Annotated in this window: 12 protein-coding genes and 3 pseudogenes; 5 read left to right on the top strand and 10 right to left on the bottom strand. The window is 51.2% G+C overall.

Annotated elements, in window-relative coordinates; translation table 11 throughout:
• Nucleotides 1-31 precede the first annotated feature (31 nt).
• Nucleotides 32-1,540, bottom strand: a complete 1,509-nt coding sequence (ppx, locus tag LPB400_RS05635) for an exopolyphosphatase (protein ID WP_107792520.1) — start codon at nucleotides 1,538-1,540, stop codon at nucleotides 32-34.
• A 172-nt stretch (nucleotides 1,541-1,712) separates the two neighbouring features.
• Here ppx and LPB400_RS05640 point away from each other — a divergent pair, with 172 nt between their 5' ends.
• From LPB400_RS05640 to LPB400_RS05655, 4 genes and pseudogenes are all read left to right on the top strand, one after another.
• Nucleotides 1,713-2,336, top strand: coding sequence for a lytic transglycosylase domain-containing protein (locus LPB400_RS05640; RefSeq protein ID WP_070608647.1), 624 nt, complete (start codon nucleotides 1,713-1,715; stop codon nucleotides 2,334-2,336).
• Nucleotides 2,337-2,536: 200 nt separating this feature from the next.
• On the top strand, nucleotides 2,537-3,919 hold the full coding sequence (locus LPB400_RS05645) for an MFS transporter (RefSeq protein WP_107792519.1): 1,383 nt from the start codon (nucleotides 2,537-2,539) through the stop codon (nucleotides 3,917-3,919).
• A 1-nt stretch (nucleotide 3,920) separates the two neighbouring features.
• Nucleotides 3,921-4,448: a single-stranded DNA-binding protein gene (locus LPB400_RS05650; protein WP_107792518.1), complete on the top strand. Its 528-nt coding sequence runs from the start codon at nucleotides 3,921-3,923 to the stop codon at nucleotides 4,446-4,448.
• Nucleotides 4,449-4,561: 113 nt separating this feature from the next.
• Nucleotides 4,562-5,568: pseudogene (locus LPB400_RS05655) on the top strand (IS5 family transposase).
• A gap of 104 nt (nucleotides 5,569-5,672) precedes the next feature.
• On the opposite strand, the gene LPB400_RS05660 reads toward LPB400_RS05655, so the two are convergent.
• Together LPB400_RS05660 and LPB400_RS11100 are read right to left on the bottom strand one after the other, a co-directional pair.
• A complete protein-coding gene (locus tag LPB400_RS05660) occupies nucleotides 5,673-5,870 on the bottom strand; it encodes an ESPR domain-containing protein (protein WP_107792516.1) in 198 nt (65 codons plus the stop codon).
• Between the two features lie 107 nt (nucleotides 5,871-5,977).
• Complete coding sequence (locus LPB400_RS11100; RefSeq protein ID WP_318839043.1) at nucleotides 5,978-7,042, bottom strand: hypothetical protein; 1,065 nt, start codon at nucleotides 7,040-7,042, stop codon at nucleotides 5,978-5,980.
• A 39-nt stretch (nucleotides 7,043-7,081) separates the two neighbouring features.
• Between LPB400_RS11100 and LPB400_RS11010 the strand changes: the two genes are divergently transcribed.
• Nucleotides 7,082-7,393, top strand: a complete 312-nt coding sequence (locus tag LPB400_RS11010) for a hypothetical protein (RefSeq protein ID WP_225905487.1) — start codon at nucleotides 7,082-7,084, stop codon at nucleotides 7,391-7,393.
• Here the strand turns inward: LPB400_RS11010 and LPB400_RS05675 are convergent.
• The 7 genes and pseudogenes from LPB400_RS05675 to LPB400_RS11105 all read right to left on the bottom strand — a co-directional run.
• The gene (locus tag LPB400_RS05675) at nucleotides 7,368-8,039 is read right to left on the bottom strand and encodes a hypothetical protein (RefSeq protein WP_003686835.1); all 672 of its coding nucleotides are present in this window, start codon (nucleotides 8,037-8,039) and stop codon (nucleotides 7,368-7,370) included. The two genes, LPB400_RS11010 and LPB400_RS05675, sit on opposite strands and share 26 nt — an antisense overlap.
• A gap of 286 nt (nucleotides 8,040-8,325) precedes the next feature.
• Nucleotides 8,326-8,910 carry a hemagglutinin repeat-containing protein gene (locus tag LPB400_RS05680; protein WP_219088397.1) on the bottom strand — a complete coding sequence of 195 codons (585 nt, stop codon included), beginning with the start codon at nucleotides 8,908-8,910 and terminating at the stop codon, nucleotides 8,326-8,328.
• Nucleotides 8,911-8,953: 43 nt separating this feature from the next.
• Complete coding sequence (locus LPB400_RS05685) at nucleotides 8,954-9,448, bottom strand: contact-dependent growth inhibition system immunity protein (protein WP_219088399.1); 495 nt, start codon at nucleotides 9,446-9,448, stop codon at nucleotides 8,954-8,956.
• Nucleotides 9,448-11,730, bottom strand: a complete 2,283-nt coding sequence (locus LPB400_RS05690; RefSeq protein WP_283122434.1) for a hypothetical protein — start codon at nucleotides 11,728-11,730, stop codon at nucleotides 9,448-9,450. Before LPB400_RS05690 ends, LPB400_RS05685 begins: the two co-directional genes overlap by 1 nt.
• A gap of 423 nt (nucleotides 11,731-12,153) precedes the next feature.
• Nucleotides 12,154-12,540 (bottom strand): annotated as a pseudogene (locus tag LPB400_RS11015) (hemagglutinin repeat-containing protein); the annotation flags it as partial.
• Nucleotides 12,541-12,591: 51 nt separating this feature from the next.
• Nucleotides 12,592-12,960: a hypothetical protein gene (locus tag LPB400_RS05695; protein ID WP_003712418.1), complete on the bottom strand. Its 369-nt coding sequence runs from the start codon at nucleotides 12,958-12,960 to the stop codon at nucleotides 12,592-12,594.
• 377 nt (nucleotides 12,961-13,337) lie between these two features.
• Nucleotides 13,338-16,160, bottom strand: a pseudogene (locus LPB400_RS11105) (hemagglutinin repeat-containing protein); the annotation flags it as partial.
• Between the last annotated feature and the right edge of the window lies 1 nt (nucleotide 16,161).

Here is a 16,161-nt window from a genome sequence, read left to right on the forward strand (position 1 = left end):
TGAACAGCTGCCTATTATAACGGAGCGCGGTTTATTGTGCTTGAACCGAGAAAGGCATATCGATTTTTTGCCATTGCGCGCTTTCGTAGTCCAGCGCATCGGCGATGAGGGGGTGTTGCTCCAGCCATTGGGCGTTGATGCGCAAGATGAAGCTGTGGTTGTTTTCATCGATGCGAAGCTGGGTTTGCGGCGGCAAATCAAGCGGCAGGCGCGAGCGGCAGAAGAGGGCTGCCAGGCGCAGGGACAATACGGCACACCACATGATTTCGTTGTTACCGATAATGTCTGCCATTTTCTTAAGGTCGCCGCGATGGCCGATAACCAGTTGCGCCAAAATGGTTTGCTCTTTGCGTGAGAAGCCCGGCATATCGGCGTTTTCGAGAATGTAGGCGGAGTGTTTGTGATAACCGGTATGGGCAATATCCAAGCCGATTTCATGCAGACGGCCTGCGCGGCTGAGGTATTGGTTCCACAGGGCAAGTTCTTGAACGGTTACGTTTTTGGCGTGGCACAGGCTGTTCATGAAGGCTTGCGCGGTATCGGCAACGCGTTTGGCTTGGTTGAGGCTGACGTGGTAGCGTTTTTGGAACTCCGCCGTTGTCTGTTCGCGCATATCGACATTGAGGCTGCGGCCGATTAAGTCGTAGAACACGCCGTCGCGGAGGGCAGCCTCGGTAACGGTCATTTTGGTCAGCGAAAGCTCTTCAAAAGCGGCCATCATCACGGCCAATCCGCCTGCAAAAACTTCGATTCGTTCGGGTTTGAGGTTTTCAAATTTGGCTTTTTTAACCGAACCGGCTTCGATAATCCTATCGGCAAGATAACGCATGCCTTGGGCGGTAATGTCGGCTTCTTGCGGCAATTCGGCCGCCAAAACGTCGCGTATGGATTTGGCCGAACCGGACGTGCCGATGGCGAAATCCCAGCCGGTACGCTTCATCAGTTTGCTGATGCGCTGGATTTCGATACGCGCGGCGGAAACGGCGGCTTGGAAATCTTTGGCGGTCACTTTGTTTTGGAAGAAGCGCATGCTGTATGTTACGCAGCCCAAAGGCAGGCTTTCTGTGGTCAGCGGTTGCAAATCCGAGCCGATGACAAATTCGGTCGAACCGCCGCCGATGTCGATAACCAGCATTTTGTCGCCTTTAGGCGGCAGGGTATGCACTACGCCGGTATAAATAAGACGCGCTTCTTCGCGGCCGGCAATGACTTCGATGGGGAAACCCAGCGCCGCTTCGGCACGGGGCAGGAATTGGGCGATATTTTTGGCGACGCGGAAAGTGTTGGTGGCCACCACGCGCACGTTTTCAGGTTGGAATCCGCGCAGGCGTTCGCCAAATTTTGCCAAACATTCCAAGGCTTGTTCTTGAGAGGCTTCGCTCAGGTTTTTTTGTTCGTCCAAGCCGGCGGCAAAGCGTACCATTTGTTTGAAGGAGTCGATGACTTTCAGCTGGCCGTTGTTGTTTTCACAAATTTGCAGGCGGAAACTGTTGGAACCCAAGTCGACGGAGGCTAAAACGTTGGCGGGAGTGGTGGTCATAAAAAATACCGCTTGATTAGAAAAACCTAAATGTTACTTGAGGCGGTATCACTTGACAATAAAAGGAATACAGCTCTTTGATTCTGCTCATAGATGTATTTTATAATGCTGATTTTAAGCAAATATATCAAAGGCCGTCTGAACTTTTCAGACGGCCTAAAAAGAGAAACACATGAAATCGGAAAACCAAGATTTCTTATTTTTATCGCGCCGCCGCCTGTTGCAAGTCGGCGGAGCCATGCTTTTGACGCCTGCGACCGCATGGGCGGGGGCGCAACGTGAAGAAACGCTGGCCGATGATGTGGCTTCCGTGATGCGCAGTTCGATTAATAGTGCCAGCCCTGCACGGCTGGTGTTTGCCGATTCGAGGGAAGGGGAACGTTGGTTGGCGGCGATGTCTTCCCGATTGGCACGCTTTATTCCCGATGAGGGCGAGCGCCGCCGTTTGTTGGTCAATATTCAATACGAAAGCAGTCGCGCCGGACTCAACACCCAAGTGATTCTGGGTTTGATTGAAGTGGAAAGCGCGTTTCGCCAATATGCCATCAGCGGAGTGGGCGCGCGCGGTTTGATGCAGGTGATGCCGTTTTGGAAAAACTATATCGGCAATCCGTCGCACAACCTTTTCGACATTCGCACCAATCTGCGCTATGGCTGCACTATTCTGCGCCATTACAACAATATCGAGAAAGGCAATATTGTCCGCGCTTTGGCAAGGTTTAACGGCAGCTTGGGCAGTAACAAATATCCGAATGCCGTGTTAGGCGCGTGGCGAAATAGATGGCAGTGGGGTTGATTGGGGATAATGGGATAGGGCAGATCTTGCGTGACGTTGTTTTTTGTTAAAACCGTTTTATACCGATGAAGCAGGTTTGCGATAAACGGCTTGCGATTTGACCCCATGCAATTCCTTTGAATCCTGTATAATCAGAAAATCTGTTAATTCACACTTTCAGACGGCCTTTCGCAAACTTAAGGCCGTCTGAAACATTATTTATGGCAAGAGATAACCGCATTCAAATGTTTCCGCACGAGTGGCGTGCCAGTACCACACTTTCCGGCGTTTACGCACTGCGTATGTTGGGGATGTTTTTGGTATTGCCTGTTTTGGCGATGTATGCCGCTTCGTTGCCCGGCGCAGAAAACAATAAAGCGCTGGTCGGTATGGCGATGGGTATTTATGGGCTGACACAGGCTTTGCTGCAGCTGCCTTTGGGCATGGCTTCTGATAAGTTCGGCCGTAAAAAAGTGATTTATGCCGGCCTGATTGTATTTGCGGCGGGTAGTTTTTTGGCCGCAGTTGCCGACAGCCTGCAGATGTTGGTTGCCGCGCGTGCCATTCAAGGTGCGGGTGCCGTCAGTGCGGCGGTAACGGCTTTGCTGGCGGATTTGACCCGTAATGAAGTGCGGACGCGTGCGATGGCGATGATCGGCCTGAGTATCGGCTTGACCTTTTCCGTCAGCCTGGTGCTTGCGCCGATGATTGCCAGCTTTATCGGCGTATCCGGCCTGTTTGCGCTGACCGGTATTCTGACTGTAATCAGTATCGGCGTAGTTGCCTGGATGACTCCTGATCCCGAAGTGTCAAAAATGCACGAAGACACGCAGGCGCAGCCTTCGCGTATGGGCGAGGTATTGAAAAACCGCCAACTGCTCAATCTCGACTTCGGTATTTTTGCCTTGCATGCGGCGCAAATGGCTTTATTTACCGCATTGCCGTTTGCCATGACGCAGTTGGGTTTGGAAAAAATCCATCACTGGCAAGTCTATCTGCCGTCAACCATTACCGGTCTGATTATTATGGTGCCGCTGATTATCGTCGGCGAAACGCGCAACAAACTCAAACAAGTGTTTATCCTTGGTATCGTCTGCATTGCCACGGCGCAAATCGGTCTGCTGTTTGGAATGCACTCGGTCTGGTTGATTACCGCTTATCTGATTGTTTACTTTATTGGTTTCAATGTATTGGAAGCCAGCCTGCCGTCTATGGTGTCAAAAATTGCTCCGTCCGATTTGAAAGGCACCGCGATGGGCGTGTATAACACCATGCAGTCGGTCGGCTTATTTGTCGGCGGCGCAACCGGTGGTTTATTGTTCCAAAAATACGGTTTTGTAGGCGTATTTGCCTTTTGTAGCGTATTGATGTTGCTGTGGCTGGTATTGGCAGTCATTTCGCCGGCACCAAAACCTGTCAAAAACCTCAGCTATCCGCTTAACGCCGAATGGCAACAAAATCCGGATTTGCTCTACCAAAAATTGACCGAAATTGAAGGCGTTGAAAGCATCAGCTTTAGCGCAGACAAACAAACCATTTATATCAAGGCCTTGCAAAAAGGATTCGACCAAGAGGCCGCCGAAAAAATTATCACAGGAGTGTAAAATGTCATTGAATAAAGTTATCCTCATCGGCCGCCTCGGCCGCGACCCGGAAGTCCGCTATATGCCCAACGGCGAGGCCGTCTGTAACTTCAGCGTTGCCACCAGTGAAACGTGGAACGACCGTAATGGCCAACGCGTAGAACGTACCGAATGGCACAATATCACCATGTACCGCAAACTCGCCGAGATCGCCGGTCAATACCTGCGTAAAGGCAGCCAAGTGTACCTGGAAGGCCGTATCCAAAGCCGTAAATACCAAGGAAAAGACGGCATCGAGCGCACCGCTTACGACATCATCGCCAACGAAATGAAAATGCTCGGCGGCCGCAACGACAACAGCGGCGGCGCACCATACGATGACGGCTACAACCAAGGCGGTCATTCAAGCCAAAGCAGTTACCAACAAGCGCCACAACAGCAATACCAATCTGCTCCAGCTCAAGAACCCCCAGCCGCCCCAGCCCGTCGTCCTGCTCCGGTACAACCGACTGCTCCGGTTGATGATATCGACGACGATATTCCCTTCTAATCATTGAACAATACAAAAGGCCGTCTGAAAAATATACTTTCAGACGGCCTGAGACCTTTGCAAAATTCCCCAAAATCCCCTAAATTCCTACTAAGACATTTAGGGGATTTTCCATGAGTACCTTCTTCCAGCAAACCGCCCAAGCCATGATTGCCAAACACATCGACCGCTTCCCACTATTGAAATTGGATCAAGTGATTGATTGGCAACCGATCGAACAGTACCTGAACCGTCAAAGAACCCGTTACCTTAGAGACCACCGCGGCCGTCCCGCCTATCCCCTGTTGTCCATGTTTAAAGCCGTCCTGCTCGGCCAATGGCACAGCCTCTCCGATCCCGAGCTCGAACACAGCCTCATCACCCGCATCGATTTCAACCTGTTTTGCCGTTTTGACGAACTGAGTATCCCCGATTACAGCACCTTATGCCGCTACCGCAACCGGCGGCGCAAGACGACACCCTGTCCGAATTGCTGGAACTGATCAACCGTCAACTGACCGAAAAAAAACTAAAAGTAGAGAAAGCATCCGCCGCCGTCATTGACGCCACCATTTTTCAGACCGCCGGCAGCAAACAGCGTCAGGCTATAGAAGTTGATGAGGAGGGACAAGTCAGTGGACAAACCACACCTAGTAAAGACAAAGATGCCCGTTGGACAAAGAAAAACGGCCTCTACAAACTTGGTTACAAACAACATACCCGCACCGATGAGGAAGGCTATATCGAGAAACTGCACATCACTCCCGCCAATACCCATGAGTACAACCACCTGTCGCCTTTACTGAAAGGGATAACCGAAGGTACGACCATCTATGCCGACAAAGGATACGACAGCAAGGAAAACCGGCAACATCTGAAAGAACATCAGTTGTTGGACGGCATTATGCGCAAAGCCCACCGCAACCGTCCGCTGACGGAAGCGCAAACCAAACGTAACCGATATTTGTCAAAAACCCGTTATGTGGTCGAACAAAGCTTCGGTACGCTGCACCGTAAATTCCGCTATGCCCGGGCAGCCTATTTCGGGCTGATTAAAGTGAGTGCGCAAAGCCATCTGAAGGCGATGCGTTTGAACCTGTTGAAAGCCGCCAACAGGCTAAGTGTGCCTGTTTGCGCCTAAAAGGCGGCCCGGATGCCTGATTATGGGGCGTTCGGGGAGGATTAAGGGGGTATTTGGGTAGAATCAGGAGGTATTGGGGGAGAGAAACAGCCGAAAATCTTTGTTTAGGTTCCGGCTGTCGAGGGAAGGGCTTTTTTGCAAAGGTCTCTGCTTGAATGGGTTTTTAGGCTGCCGTTACCGCCACCGGCTTCTCCGCTTGAGCGCTCGCCGGAACTTTTGCCCTGCCCGATGGCAGTCTCGGCTACGGCCATCAGGATGCCGCGGGTGCGGTTGAAGACGGTTTTATGGCGGTGTTTGTTCATGGCGGGGGTATCCGTAGTGTGTGCGGGGGTGGGGAAAGGCAGCCTGAAAACGAGAAAAGGGGGCAGGCTGCCTGCGATGTAAACACACAGCAACTTAATCCTAAACTCTATTCGTCATTCGCAAGCGGCGGCAAACCCAAAGTATCTGTTTGGCCGGTGTAGTAATCCACCCAGTTTTGCAGGTATTCGTAAGGGAAGTCCAAATCGTAGGCACGCATAAAGTCGAAGGGATCTTGGTATTCGCCTTCAGGCAGCGGCGCATCAAACAACGCTCCGTTGCCGCCGTTTGTGCCGTTCAGACTGCCGCCCGCCGCACCCACCACCGAAGCAATCGCCCCGGTCTGCGCTTTAATCTCTTCTTTAATGTGCTCGGGTAACAGGTTGGGATTGAATTTTCCCGTTGTCGGGTCAATCGCGGTATGGCCGTCGTCGTATTGTTTGGCCAGATACCCGGCCGCACGTTCGGCAGCAACAGCAGCGCTGTCGCCGGCAAGCGGGTCGGCGCCGTTGGCGTAGGCCAAGGCGGCACCGAGCATAAAGTGGCCGATTGCTTGCGCGGCTTCGTTTTTGTTTTCACCGTGGCCGAAGCGCTTGCCGATGGCGGCTGCAGCATACGGTGCCAACGTATTGGCCGCCAGCTGTAAATCACCCTGGCCGCCCAGGGTGCCGGTAATCAGGGTTTCGGCGGCGCTAAGCGCACGGCTTTTGCTGCCGCCTATGCCCCAGCTTCGGGCTTCTTGGTAGGCTTGGGCGTAGGCGGGGGAATGGGCCAGCATCTCCTGCTGCCGCTGTGCGTCGCTTAGGCTGAGGTAGTGTTCGTAGCTGCCGTCGTTACGCTCTTTCAGGCTGCCTTCGTGGGCGGCCTGTTGTTTTTCCAGCTCTTCGGCTGCCGCTTTGGCACGGTTGCCCCTATAGGTGCCGACGGCACTGTGGATGGCGGCAGTCGATTGGGCAATGGTTTGCTGTTTGTCGAGTAGGTTTTGCAGATCGGGAACGCTGTCGGCACCGTGATGGGCAGTGGCCGAATCGGTATGGATGCCTAGGGCGCGGGCACTGGTTTTTTTGCCGCCGATGGTGATGTTGCCTTCGCTGAGCAGCGAGCGGGTATAGCCTTGGCTGTTGCCGCTTTCATGTTGCGGCAGGGTGGGGCTGTAGTTGAAGCCTTTATTCATGTTCTGGCCGGCGGTTTGGGACGCACGACCAAAGGCGCTTTGATTGAAGCCGTCGCTGCCTTTCAGGCTGCCGCCGTAACCGGCACCGATACCCATGCTTTGGGCACTGTAGCTGCTTTCGTTGCGGATGTCTTCAAAGCTGAAACTGCGGGCGGTGAGTTCGTTGTGGTCTTTGTCTGCGGCAGAAGCGATGGCGCCGCCTTTGAGCCGGACGCTGTCGGCGGTGATGTGATAACCGCCTTCGCCGGCAAAGAGACCGCTTTGGCTGCCGACGTTAAAAGACAGCCTGGATATTTTTCAGACTGTCTTTTTGAAGAGATGAAAGTTATTTGTTTCTCAATATCTCAATAAGGGCGGCTTTGGACTGGTAGAAGTCCAAATCAAATAATGAAATGCCTAAATGTTTGCAATATTCTTCGATCATCTCCACAGTCAGCCTGTTTTTTTTGAGTCTTTCGGTATATTTTTCTGTCTGTTCAAACGGCAGCGGCGTGCCATATTCCATAAACTCGACACGACTGGTTTCTTTATGCAGCATAACATTTCTGGTTTCGCAGTCATGACGGGAAACCTGTTTGCTGCCCTCATACAGGGTAAATGAGACCGCACCGAATTCGTCTTTGCCAAAATATGGACGTAAATACATAGTCAATAATCTGATTTTCCACAGCAAGGCTTCATACGGCACACTTGAAAAGTCTGTGCCGTTCCGGTTATTACCTATTAGCAATGACCAATCAGACTGCGTTTCCAACAATAAATATTTGGATGATCCGGTAATCTCAAGCGGATTCAAGAAATCCAATTTCTGACTGAGGGTATACTCCTCATCCAAATACGATAGTTTCGGTTTTAGATTTTGATAAAAATCACTTAAATCCATACGTCTTTTTAGATAAAGATCCAGTGCTTTTTCAAATGGCGCGCCAATAAAATAAAACTGTTTCAGGCTCGGATGGCCGTCTCTTGCAAGAAAAAAATCTTTGTTTACATTCATAATTTAATCCACAGTCCTTAAAATTACAATAGCATCCGGATCATTACTCAATGCTCTCGATGCATGTCCGGCTCCACGGTTTGAGCTGGTGCGATCGTATTCGATATAAATTCGTTTATTGGAATTTGGTAGAGTGGCTTGAACATCCGGACGGCAGATCCCTACACGGCACATTTGGTTGTTTACCTGCTGTTGGTTGATCCTAATATCTTTCGCTGCGGCTGTGGCCGCTGGCTTTGCTTTGGTTGTAGTTGCCGGATACGCTCCATGCGGTACCGAGCGCGACTTAGGCGCGGATGCCGCCGCCGCTTTGTTTGCTCTCCTGTTCGACAGTGTCCTGCGGGCTTTCGATATAAAGGGTGCCGCCGACATCGGCGTCGATGCGTCGGGCATGGGCTTGGGCACCATTCAGCACGGTATTGCCCTTGCTGCTGAGCTGCAGTTTGTCCGATTGCAGCAGGGTGTTTTGATGGGTTTGGCTGTCGGTGCGGTTTTTGCCTTTGCCGTAGGCGGCTTCGGCATAGATATAGACACCGGTTTGCGCACCGACGGAAACCCCGACGCCGACCTGTACGCCGGCATTGCGGTTTTTGCCGTCCTGATGTTGGCTGTCTTGGGCCGACTGCAGCAGGATGTCGCGCGCGGAATCGAGGCGGATGGTGTCGTCCGCAGTAATGTTGCTGCCTTGGACGGTAATGTCGCCCTCGCGGCTGCGGATATTGATGTCGCCGCCGGCTTTCAGGCTGCTTTGCCGGCTTTGGCGGTAGTGTTGGTTTTGCTCTTTGCCGGCGGTTTTAAAGCCGAAACCGGCTTCAACGGACAAGAGGACGGCGCCCTGCTGTCCGGTTTGGTTTTTGACGGCGTCGGCCACTAAAAGTATGTTGTGGGAACAAGCCTATGCACTACGTATATACCTACTTACAATAACTTAGAGCTTGTTTTGCTCCTTGTCCAATTTCCACATAGTTACTGTCGGCAGGCATGATTATGTCTTTTTCATCAATACCTTCCCACGCATCTGATCTGATATGTTTGTTGGGGGAAATTATGATTTCTTTGCTATTCATGGTAATGCCGCACATCATCATCCTTCTAAAAAGAGCTGATTTGGTTTTATACCCCAGTGTTTCTCGTATATGATCAACCCATTGGTTATAGCGTTGAACTCTTTGTACCGGATCGAAAAAATTTTTATATTCTTTACTCCCATATTCAAAAGTTCGACTATTTTTTAATGCCTGGAAAACAGCTTGACCAAGCAGATTGTTATCGACATCCGGAAACAAAATATGAGGTGGGAATAAGGTGTCTAACATTAACAACCTAAATCCGGATTCTGTTTGCACAATGAACGCTTTTTCATTTGCATACAAACTTGCAAAATATTTATTTTCGCACTTATCTTCCATTATTTAATCTCCGTTACTTTAACATTAATACCATGAGTCTTTCCATATTCTATCGCTTTGTTGATTTGCTGCCATTGTTCTTTAGTGGTTTGGGCTGGAATAGCTAAATGTATCTCTCTCCGAGTAATTGTATCAGCATTTAACTTAACACTAGAAAGAGAGTAAGTTTTAAAATTGGTAGCTTTGTCAATATAATTTTTTAAAGTACCATAAATTTGCCTTGGTTTGAGCATCCTTGATGCTGTTTGTGTATCCAATGTCTTAGCACTAATGGCTAAGCCATCACGGGAGTCATAATAATCAAAAGTTTTAAAATTTTTTGGTAGTCGAGCATCCGAGGGAAGGCTTTTACCAACATAATTCTCCCATGGCATACCTTGCTTTCCAATACCATTATTCCATTGGATACCTACTTTTGAATTAGAAACGGTTTTACTTGGTTTGGCAAATAAGATATTTAAATCCGTAACTTTCTGATGTGCAGTTGAAAATTGATTAGCCATACGCCCAGCATTAACATCCAAGCTGGTCGGCGGTCGGTTATATCCGGCCGGAATCGGTTCGTGGATTGCCAACGGAGATTTCTTAACCGAAGCCCCACCAAGACTGACACTACCCAACATTGTTCCGGCACCTAAAAAGAAATTGGCTTTCCCGTGCTCAAGGTTTCCCTGTGTGATTTGATAAGTTCCGTAACTGGCTTGTGCTCCACCAATAGCCATCATCAGATAACGTCCTCGAGTGGTAAATTCCAAACCTAAAGCAATGCCTTGTGCGGTGGAGGCTGCTGCTCTGCCTTCAAAACTATCGGCATAAGCTTTATCCCTTTCAAGGATATTCCAAGCTTTCTCGTATTTCCCTATCGGACGACCTTCCGATAAAAAGAAATGCTTAACAGTAGCCAAACCGGTTTTATACTTTCCTCGGGCATCCTGGATTTCTTTCCAAGAGTTATTCCAATGTTCTCTGACTTTTCTATCTCTTTTGGCTAGCCAAAACGGATAATAAGGTTCTCCATTTCTCAAGATTTCTTTACCTTGATAGAGATCATTCTTAATTTTTCTATCAAGAATTTTCTGATCATCATAGATGATGTCTAGATAGGATCGCAAACTAGCTGCTTCTTGGGTTGTCAGGTCTTTTTTTCCATCTTTTCGATGAAGGTCTGAATAATATTTTCTATATAACTCATTGCTTACTTGGTCTTTAGCAGCCAGCCGCTCAAATTCGGCCTTTTCCTCATTACTTGCTGTATGGTTGAGAATTTTCTCTGTTAAAAGATCGTATTTTTTTCTGTCTTCGTTGTTAAGCAGATTATTCTCCACCGCATTCTGCCCAAGCACACCCCCTACCTGTGCATTGAACAGGGCACTGCCGCTGCCGTTGTTTGTGCCGCTTCCCCCTTTCAGACGGCCTCCGGCCGCACCCACCACCGAAGCAACCGCACCGGTCTGCGCTTTAATCTCTTCTTTAATGTGCTCGGGTAACAGGTTGGGATTGAATTTTCCCGTTGTCGGGTCAATCGCGGTATGGCCGTCGTCGTATTGTTTGGCCAGATACCCGGCCGCACGTTCGGCGGCAACGGCAGCGCTGCCGCCGGCCAGCGGGTCGGTGCCGTTGGCGTAGGCCAAGGCGGCGCCGAGCATAAAGTGGCCGATTGCTTGGGCGGCTTCGTTTTTGTTTTCACCGTGGCCGAAGCGCTTGCCGATGGCGGCTGCGGCATACAGCGCCAACGTATTGGCCGCCAGCTGTAAATCACCCTGGCCGCCCAGGGCACCGGTAATCAGGGTTTCAGCGGCGCTAAGCGCACGGCTTTTGCTGCCGCCTATGCCCCAGCTTCGGGCTTCTTGGTAGGCTTGGGCGTAGGCGGGGGAATGGGCCAGCATCTCCTGCTGCCGTTGTGCGTCGCTTAGGCTGAGATAGTGTTCGTAGCTGCCGTCGTTTTGTTCTTTCAGACGGCCTTCGTGGGCGGCTTGTTGTTTTTCCAGCTCTTCGGCTGCCGCTTTGGCACGGTTGCTCCTATAGGTGCCGACGGCACTGTGGATGGCGGCAGTCGATTGGGCGACGGTTTGCTGTTTGTCGAGTAGGTTTTGCAGATCGGGAACGCTGTCGGCACCGTGATGGGCAGTGGCCGAATCGGTATGGATGCCGAGGGCGCGGGCACTGGTTTTTTTGCCGCCGATGGTGATGTTGCCTTCGCTGAGTACGGAGCGGGTATAGCCTTGGCTGCCGCCGCTTTCATGCTGCGGCAGGGTGGGGCTGTAGTTGAGGCCTTTATTCATGTTCTGGCCGGCGGTTTGGGACGCACGACCAAAGGCGCTTTGATTGAAGCCGTCGCTTCCTTTCAGGCTGCCGCCATAACCGGCACCGATACCCATGCTTTGGGCACTGTAGCTGCTTTCGTTGCGGATGTCTTCAAAGCTGAAACTGCGGGCGGTGAGTTCGTTGTGGTCTTTGTCTGCGGCAGAAGCGATGGCGCCGCCTTTAAGCCGGACGCTGTCGGCTGTGATGTGGTAGCCGCCTTCGCCGGCAAAGAGACCGCTTTGGCTGCCGACGCTGCGGCTGTGGCCGTTGGCTTTGCTTTGGTTGTAGTTGCCGGATACGCTCCATGCAGTACCGAGTGCGACTTGGGCGCGGATGCCGCCGCCGCTTTGTTTGCTCTCCTGTTCGACAGTGTCCTGCGGGCTTTCGATGTGCAGTGTGCCGCCGACTTCAGCGTCGATGCGTTTTGCATGGGCTTGGGCACCGTTCAGTACGGTATTGCCCTTGCTGCTGAGCTGCAGTTTGTCCGATTGCAGCAGGGTGTTTTGATGGGTTTGGCTGTCGGTGCGGTTTTTGCCTTTGCCGTAGGCGGCTTCGGCGTAGATATAGACGCCGGTTTGGGCACCAACGGAAACCCCGACGCCGACCTGTACGCCGGCATTGCGGTTTTTGCCGTCCTGATGTTGGCTGTCTTGGGCCGACTGCAGCAGGATGTCGCGCGCGGAATCGAGGCGGATGGTGTCGCCCGCAGTAATGTTGCTGCCTTGGACGGTAATGTCGCCCTCGCGGCTGCGGATATTGATGTCGCCGCCGGCTTTCAGGCTGTCGATTTAGCTTTTGGCCTATGATGTTTCTTCGTTTTTGCAATTAAGCTCTAATTTTTATTTTATATATATTTTCTCATACAAGGGAGAAGCACAAATATTTTCCCAACCAAACTCTTTAAGCACCTGCTTGGCTAATGTACGTATATTTCCCCATTCCTGACTATATAATCCTGATTCATCAAGCCAAATGAAATCGAATCCATCTCCACTAATGCTAGATATATATGCATTTAAATTTAATAGCATTTCTTTTTGTCTAGTTGTCAAGATACTTCCTTTATCTAAACACTCTTCAAATGCATCAGTGAATTCCAAAACAATTTCCTCCCCAGCAGTATGCCTAGATCCTGTAATTTTTTTCTGAGTATCAGGATCTTGAGTCATGGCAACAACAGACCAACGCAAATTTGATAACTCATCCATAAATAATCCTTTCATTTATATAAGATAGTTGCTTTTTCATTTGTTTTATTATACGTTTTAGGGTTAACTATTTTAATTTTCCCTTTATCTGTTGTAGATATTTTATAGTATTCACCACCATGTCTTCCTCCTCCTGGATGAACTTGAATTTGAGTGATTGTTTTATGACCTTCTATTTTTACAATAAGTGCCTTTCCACTTCCTTGTGTGCTTTGTCTAACAGTTGCTTTATATCCAGCATTGTTAAAATGCTCTGCAATCCTTACGGCTGATAATCCCCAAATGGATTGAGGGTTATTTTGCCAAATAGAAATTAATTGTTGAGAGTTTATTAGCTGCTTGGATTCATAAACCGATGCTGTACTTCCCTCTAAAATTTTAGAGTTAAATATTTTTTTAATTCCGTCGGGCCGTACCACTTTTACCGCATTGTCCGACCACGTTACCACAGAGCCTTTCGGTATCAGCTCTCCGTTGGCCAGGCGTTGCTCCTGCGACAGGGTAACGGTTGTTCCTTTTACCGCTTTTGGATTTGAAGGAATGCGGACTTCGCCCACAGGCACGGCCTTTCCGGACGGAGCCTCGGCCTTGCGGACAATGGGAACAGGCGCCTTTGATGTCGTAGGTGGCAGATTGCTTTTTCCGATATTGTCGGCTTTGTAGTTTTGGGGAGGGGTTGGTGTTCCATAATTCTCAGATGGTTTTCCACTTTTTTGGGGCGTGACCCTTCTCAAGTTTCCAAAGTTACTACCTCTTATTCCTTTGGGAGAGCTACCCATTCCTGATTTAAGTAGTATGTAACTAACTTGCTCTGTTGGAGACAAACTAATACGATCTCGCTTCATCCTTTCTTCAAGAATAAAGTCCAAGATATTCGCTTGGGCATGTACTTCCGCAGTAAGCGGGTAATTCGAAAAGCCTAGCGATCGGAGCGACTTCACTCTATTTTCAGCATCTTCTTGTATCAGGCTTAACTCCGAATCATTCAAAGTACCAGATTGTATGGCATGGCTAACGATTTGGTCGTTACGCTTGCGTATTGCTCCATATTTATGATCAGCATCCGCACATCCATTACATTGTTCATAGTATATGGCAACCGGTTCAACATCGATCACACCTAGTTTTTGGAGTTTTTTATCAATAATAAGCAATTTTTTCGCTTTATCTTCATCTTGTCTGGCTCTATTTAATAAATCGTTTCGATACTTCTGACTTCCTGACCAGTTATTCTCCACCGCATTCTGCCCCAGCACGCCCCCTACCTGTGCGTTGAACAGGGAATTGGTGTTTGCACCGTTGGTGCCGTTCAGGATGCCTCCGGCGGCACCGACTACCGAAGCAATCGCCCCGGTCTGCGCTTTGATCTCTTCTTTGATGTGTTCGGGTAACAGGTTGGGATTGAATTTCCCCGTTATCGGGTCGATGGCGGTCTTGCCGTCGTCGTATTGTTTGACCAGATACCCGGCCGCACGTTCGGCGGCAACGGCAGCGCTGCCGCCGGCAAGCGGGTCGGCGCCGTTGGCGTAGGCCAAGGCCGCGCCGAGCATAAAGTGGCTGATTGCTTGTGCGGCTTCGTTTTTGTTTTCACCGTGGCCGAAGCGCTTGCCGATGGCGGCTGCAGCATACGGCGCCAACGTATTGGCCGCCAGCTGTAAATCACCCTGTCCGCCCAGGGCGCCGGTAATCAGGGTTTCGGCGGCGCTAAGCGCACGGCTTTTGCTACCACCTATGCCCCAGCTTCGGGCTTCTTGGTAGGCTTGGGCGTAGGCGGGGGAATGGGCCAGCATCTCCTGCTGCCGTTGTGCGTTGCTTAGGCTGAGGTAGTGTTCGTAGCTGCCGTCGTTTTGTTCTTTCAGACGGCCTTCGTGGGCGGCTTGTTGTTTTTCCAGCTCTTCGGCTGCCGCTTTGGCACGGTTGCCCCTATAGGTGCCGACGGCACTGTGGATGGCGGCAGTCGATTGGGCGACGGTTTGCTGTTTGTCGAGTAGATTTTGCAGATCGGGAACGCTGTCGGCACCGTGATGGGCAGTGGCCGAATCGGTATGGATGCCGAGAGCGCGGGCACTGGTTTTTTTGCCGCCGATGGTGATGTTGCCTTCGCTGAGTACGGAGCGGGTATAGCCTTGGCTGTTGCCGCTTTCATGCTGGGGCAGGGTGGGGCTGTAGTTGAGGCCTTTGTTCATGTTCTGGCCGGCGGTTTGGGACGCACGACCAAAGGCGCTTTGATTGAAGCCGTCGCTGCCTTTCAGGCTGCCGCCGTAACCGGCACCGATACCCATGCTTTGGGCACTGTAGCTGCTTTCGTTGCGGATGTCTTCAAAGCTGAAACTGCGGGCGGTGAGCTCGTTGTGATCTTTATCTGCGGCAGAAGCGATGGCGCCGCCTTTAAGCCGGACGCTGTCGGCGGTGATGTGGTAGCCGCCTTCGCCGGCAAAGAGGCCGCTCTGGCTGCCGACGCTGCGGCTGTGGCCGTTGGCTTTGCTTTGGTTGTAGTTGCCGGATACGCTCCATGCGGTACCGAGGGCGACTTGGGCGCGGATGCCGCCGCCGCTTTGTTTGCTCTCCTGTTCGACAGTGTCCTGCGGGCTTTCGATGTGCAATGTGCCGCCGACATCGGCGTCGATGCGTTTTGCATGGGCTTGGGCACCGTTCAGTACGGTATTGCCCTTGCTGCTGAGCTGCAGTTTGTCCGATTGCAGCAGGGTGTTTTGATGGGTTTGGCTGTCGGTGCGGTTTTTGCCTTTGCCGTAGGCGGCTTCGGCGTAGATATAGACACCGGTTTGCGCACCGACGGAAACCCCGACTCCGACCTGTACGCCGGCATTGCGGTTTTTGCCGTCCTGATGTTGGCTGTCTTGGGCCGACTGCAGCCGGATATCGCGTGCGGAATCGAGGCGGATGGTGTCGCCCGCGGTAATGTTGCTGCCTTGGACGGTAATGTCGCCCTCGCGGCTGCGGATATTGATGTCGCCGCCAGCTTTCAGGCTGCTTTGCTGGCTTTGGCGGTAGTGTTGGTTTTGTTCCTTGCCGGCGGTTTTAAAGCCGAAGCCGGCTTCGACGGACAAGAGGACGGCGCCTTGCTGTCCGGTTTGGTTTTTAAGGGCGTCGGCTACTTTGCCGACGCCATCGGCCAGTTGGTAGGCTTGGGCACCAGCGGCTAGACCCTGCAGGGCGCGGGTGCGGTCGTCGGCTTTGCTT

The organism is Neisseria perflava, assembly GCF_019334725.1.
Classification (GTDB): domain Bacteria; phylum Pseudomonadota; class Gammaproteobacteria; order Burkholderiales; family Neisseriaceae; genus Neisseria; species Neisseria subflava_A.

What these genes read in the sequence shown, in the direction of transcription:
- LPB400_RS05640 (WP_070608647.1), top strand. Translation starts at nt 1,713, where the DNA reads ATGAAATCGGAAAACCAAGATTTCTTATTTTTATCGCGCCGCCGCCTG.
- LPB400_RS05650 (WP_107792518.1), top strand. Translation starts at nt 3,921, where the DNA reads ATGTCATTGAATAAAGTTATCCTCATCGGCCGCCTCGGCCGCGACCCG.
- LPB400_RS11100 (WP_318839043.1), bottom strand. Translation starts at nt 7,042, where the DNA reads ATGAATAAAGGCTTCAACTACAGCCCCACCCTGCCGCAACATGAAAGC.
- LPB400_RS05685 (WP_219088399.1), bottom strand. Translation starts at nt 9,448, where the DNA reads ATGGAAGATAAGTGCGAAAATAAATATTTTGCAAGTTTGTATGCAAAT.
- ppx (WP_107792520.1), bottom strand. Translation starts at nt 1,540, where the DNA reads ATGACCACCACTCCCGCCAACGTTTTAGCCTCCGTCGACTTGGGTTCC.
- LPB400_RS05660 (WP_107792516.1), bottom strand. Translation starts at nt 5,870, where the DNA reads ATGAACAAACACCGCCATAAAACCGTCTTCAACCGCACCCGCGGCATC.
- LPB400_RS05690 (WP_283122434.1), bottom strand. Translation starts at nt 11,730, where the DNA reads ATGAATAAAGGCCTCAACTACAGCCCCACCCTGCCGCAGCATGAAAGC.
- LPB400_RS05645 (WP_107792519.1), top strand. Translation starts at nt 2,537, where the DNA reads ATGGCAAGAGATAACCGCATTCAAATGTTTCCGCACGAGTGGCGTGCC.
- LPB400_RS05695 (WP_003712418.1), bottom strand. Translation starts at nt 12,960, where the DNA reads ATGGATGAGTTATCAAATTTGCGTTGGTCTGTTGTTGCCATGACTCAA.
- LPB400_RS05675 (WP_003686835.1), bottom strand. Translation starts at nt 8,039, where the DNA reads ATGAATGTAAACAAAGATTTTTTTCTTGCAAGAGACGGCCATCCGAGC.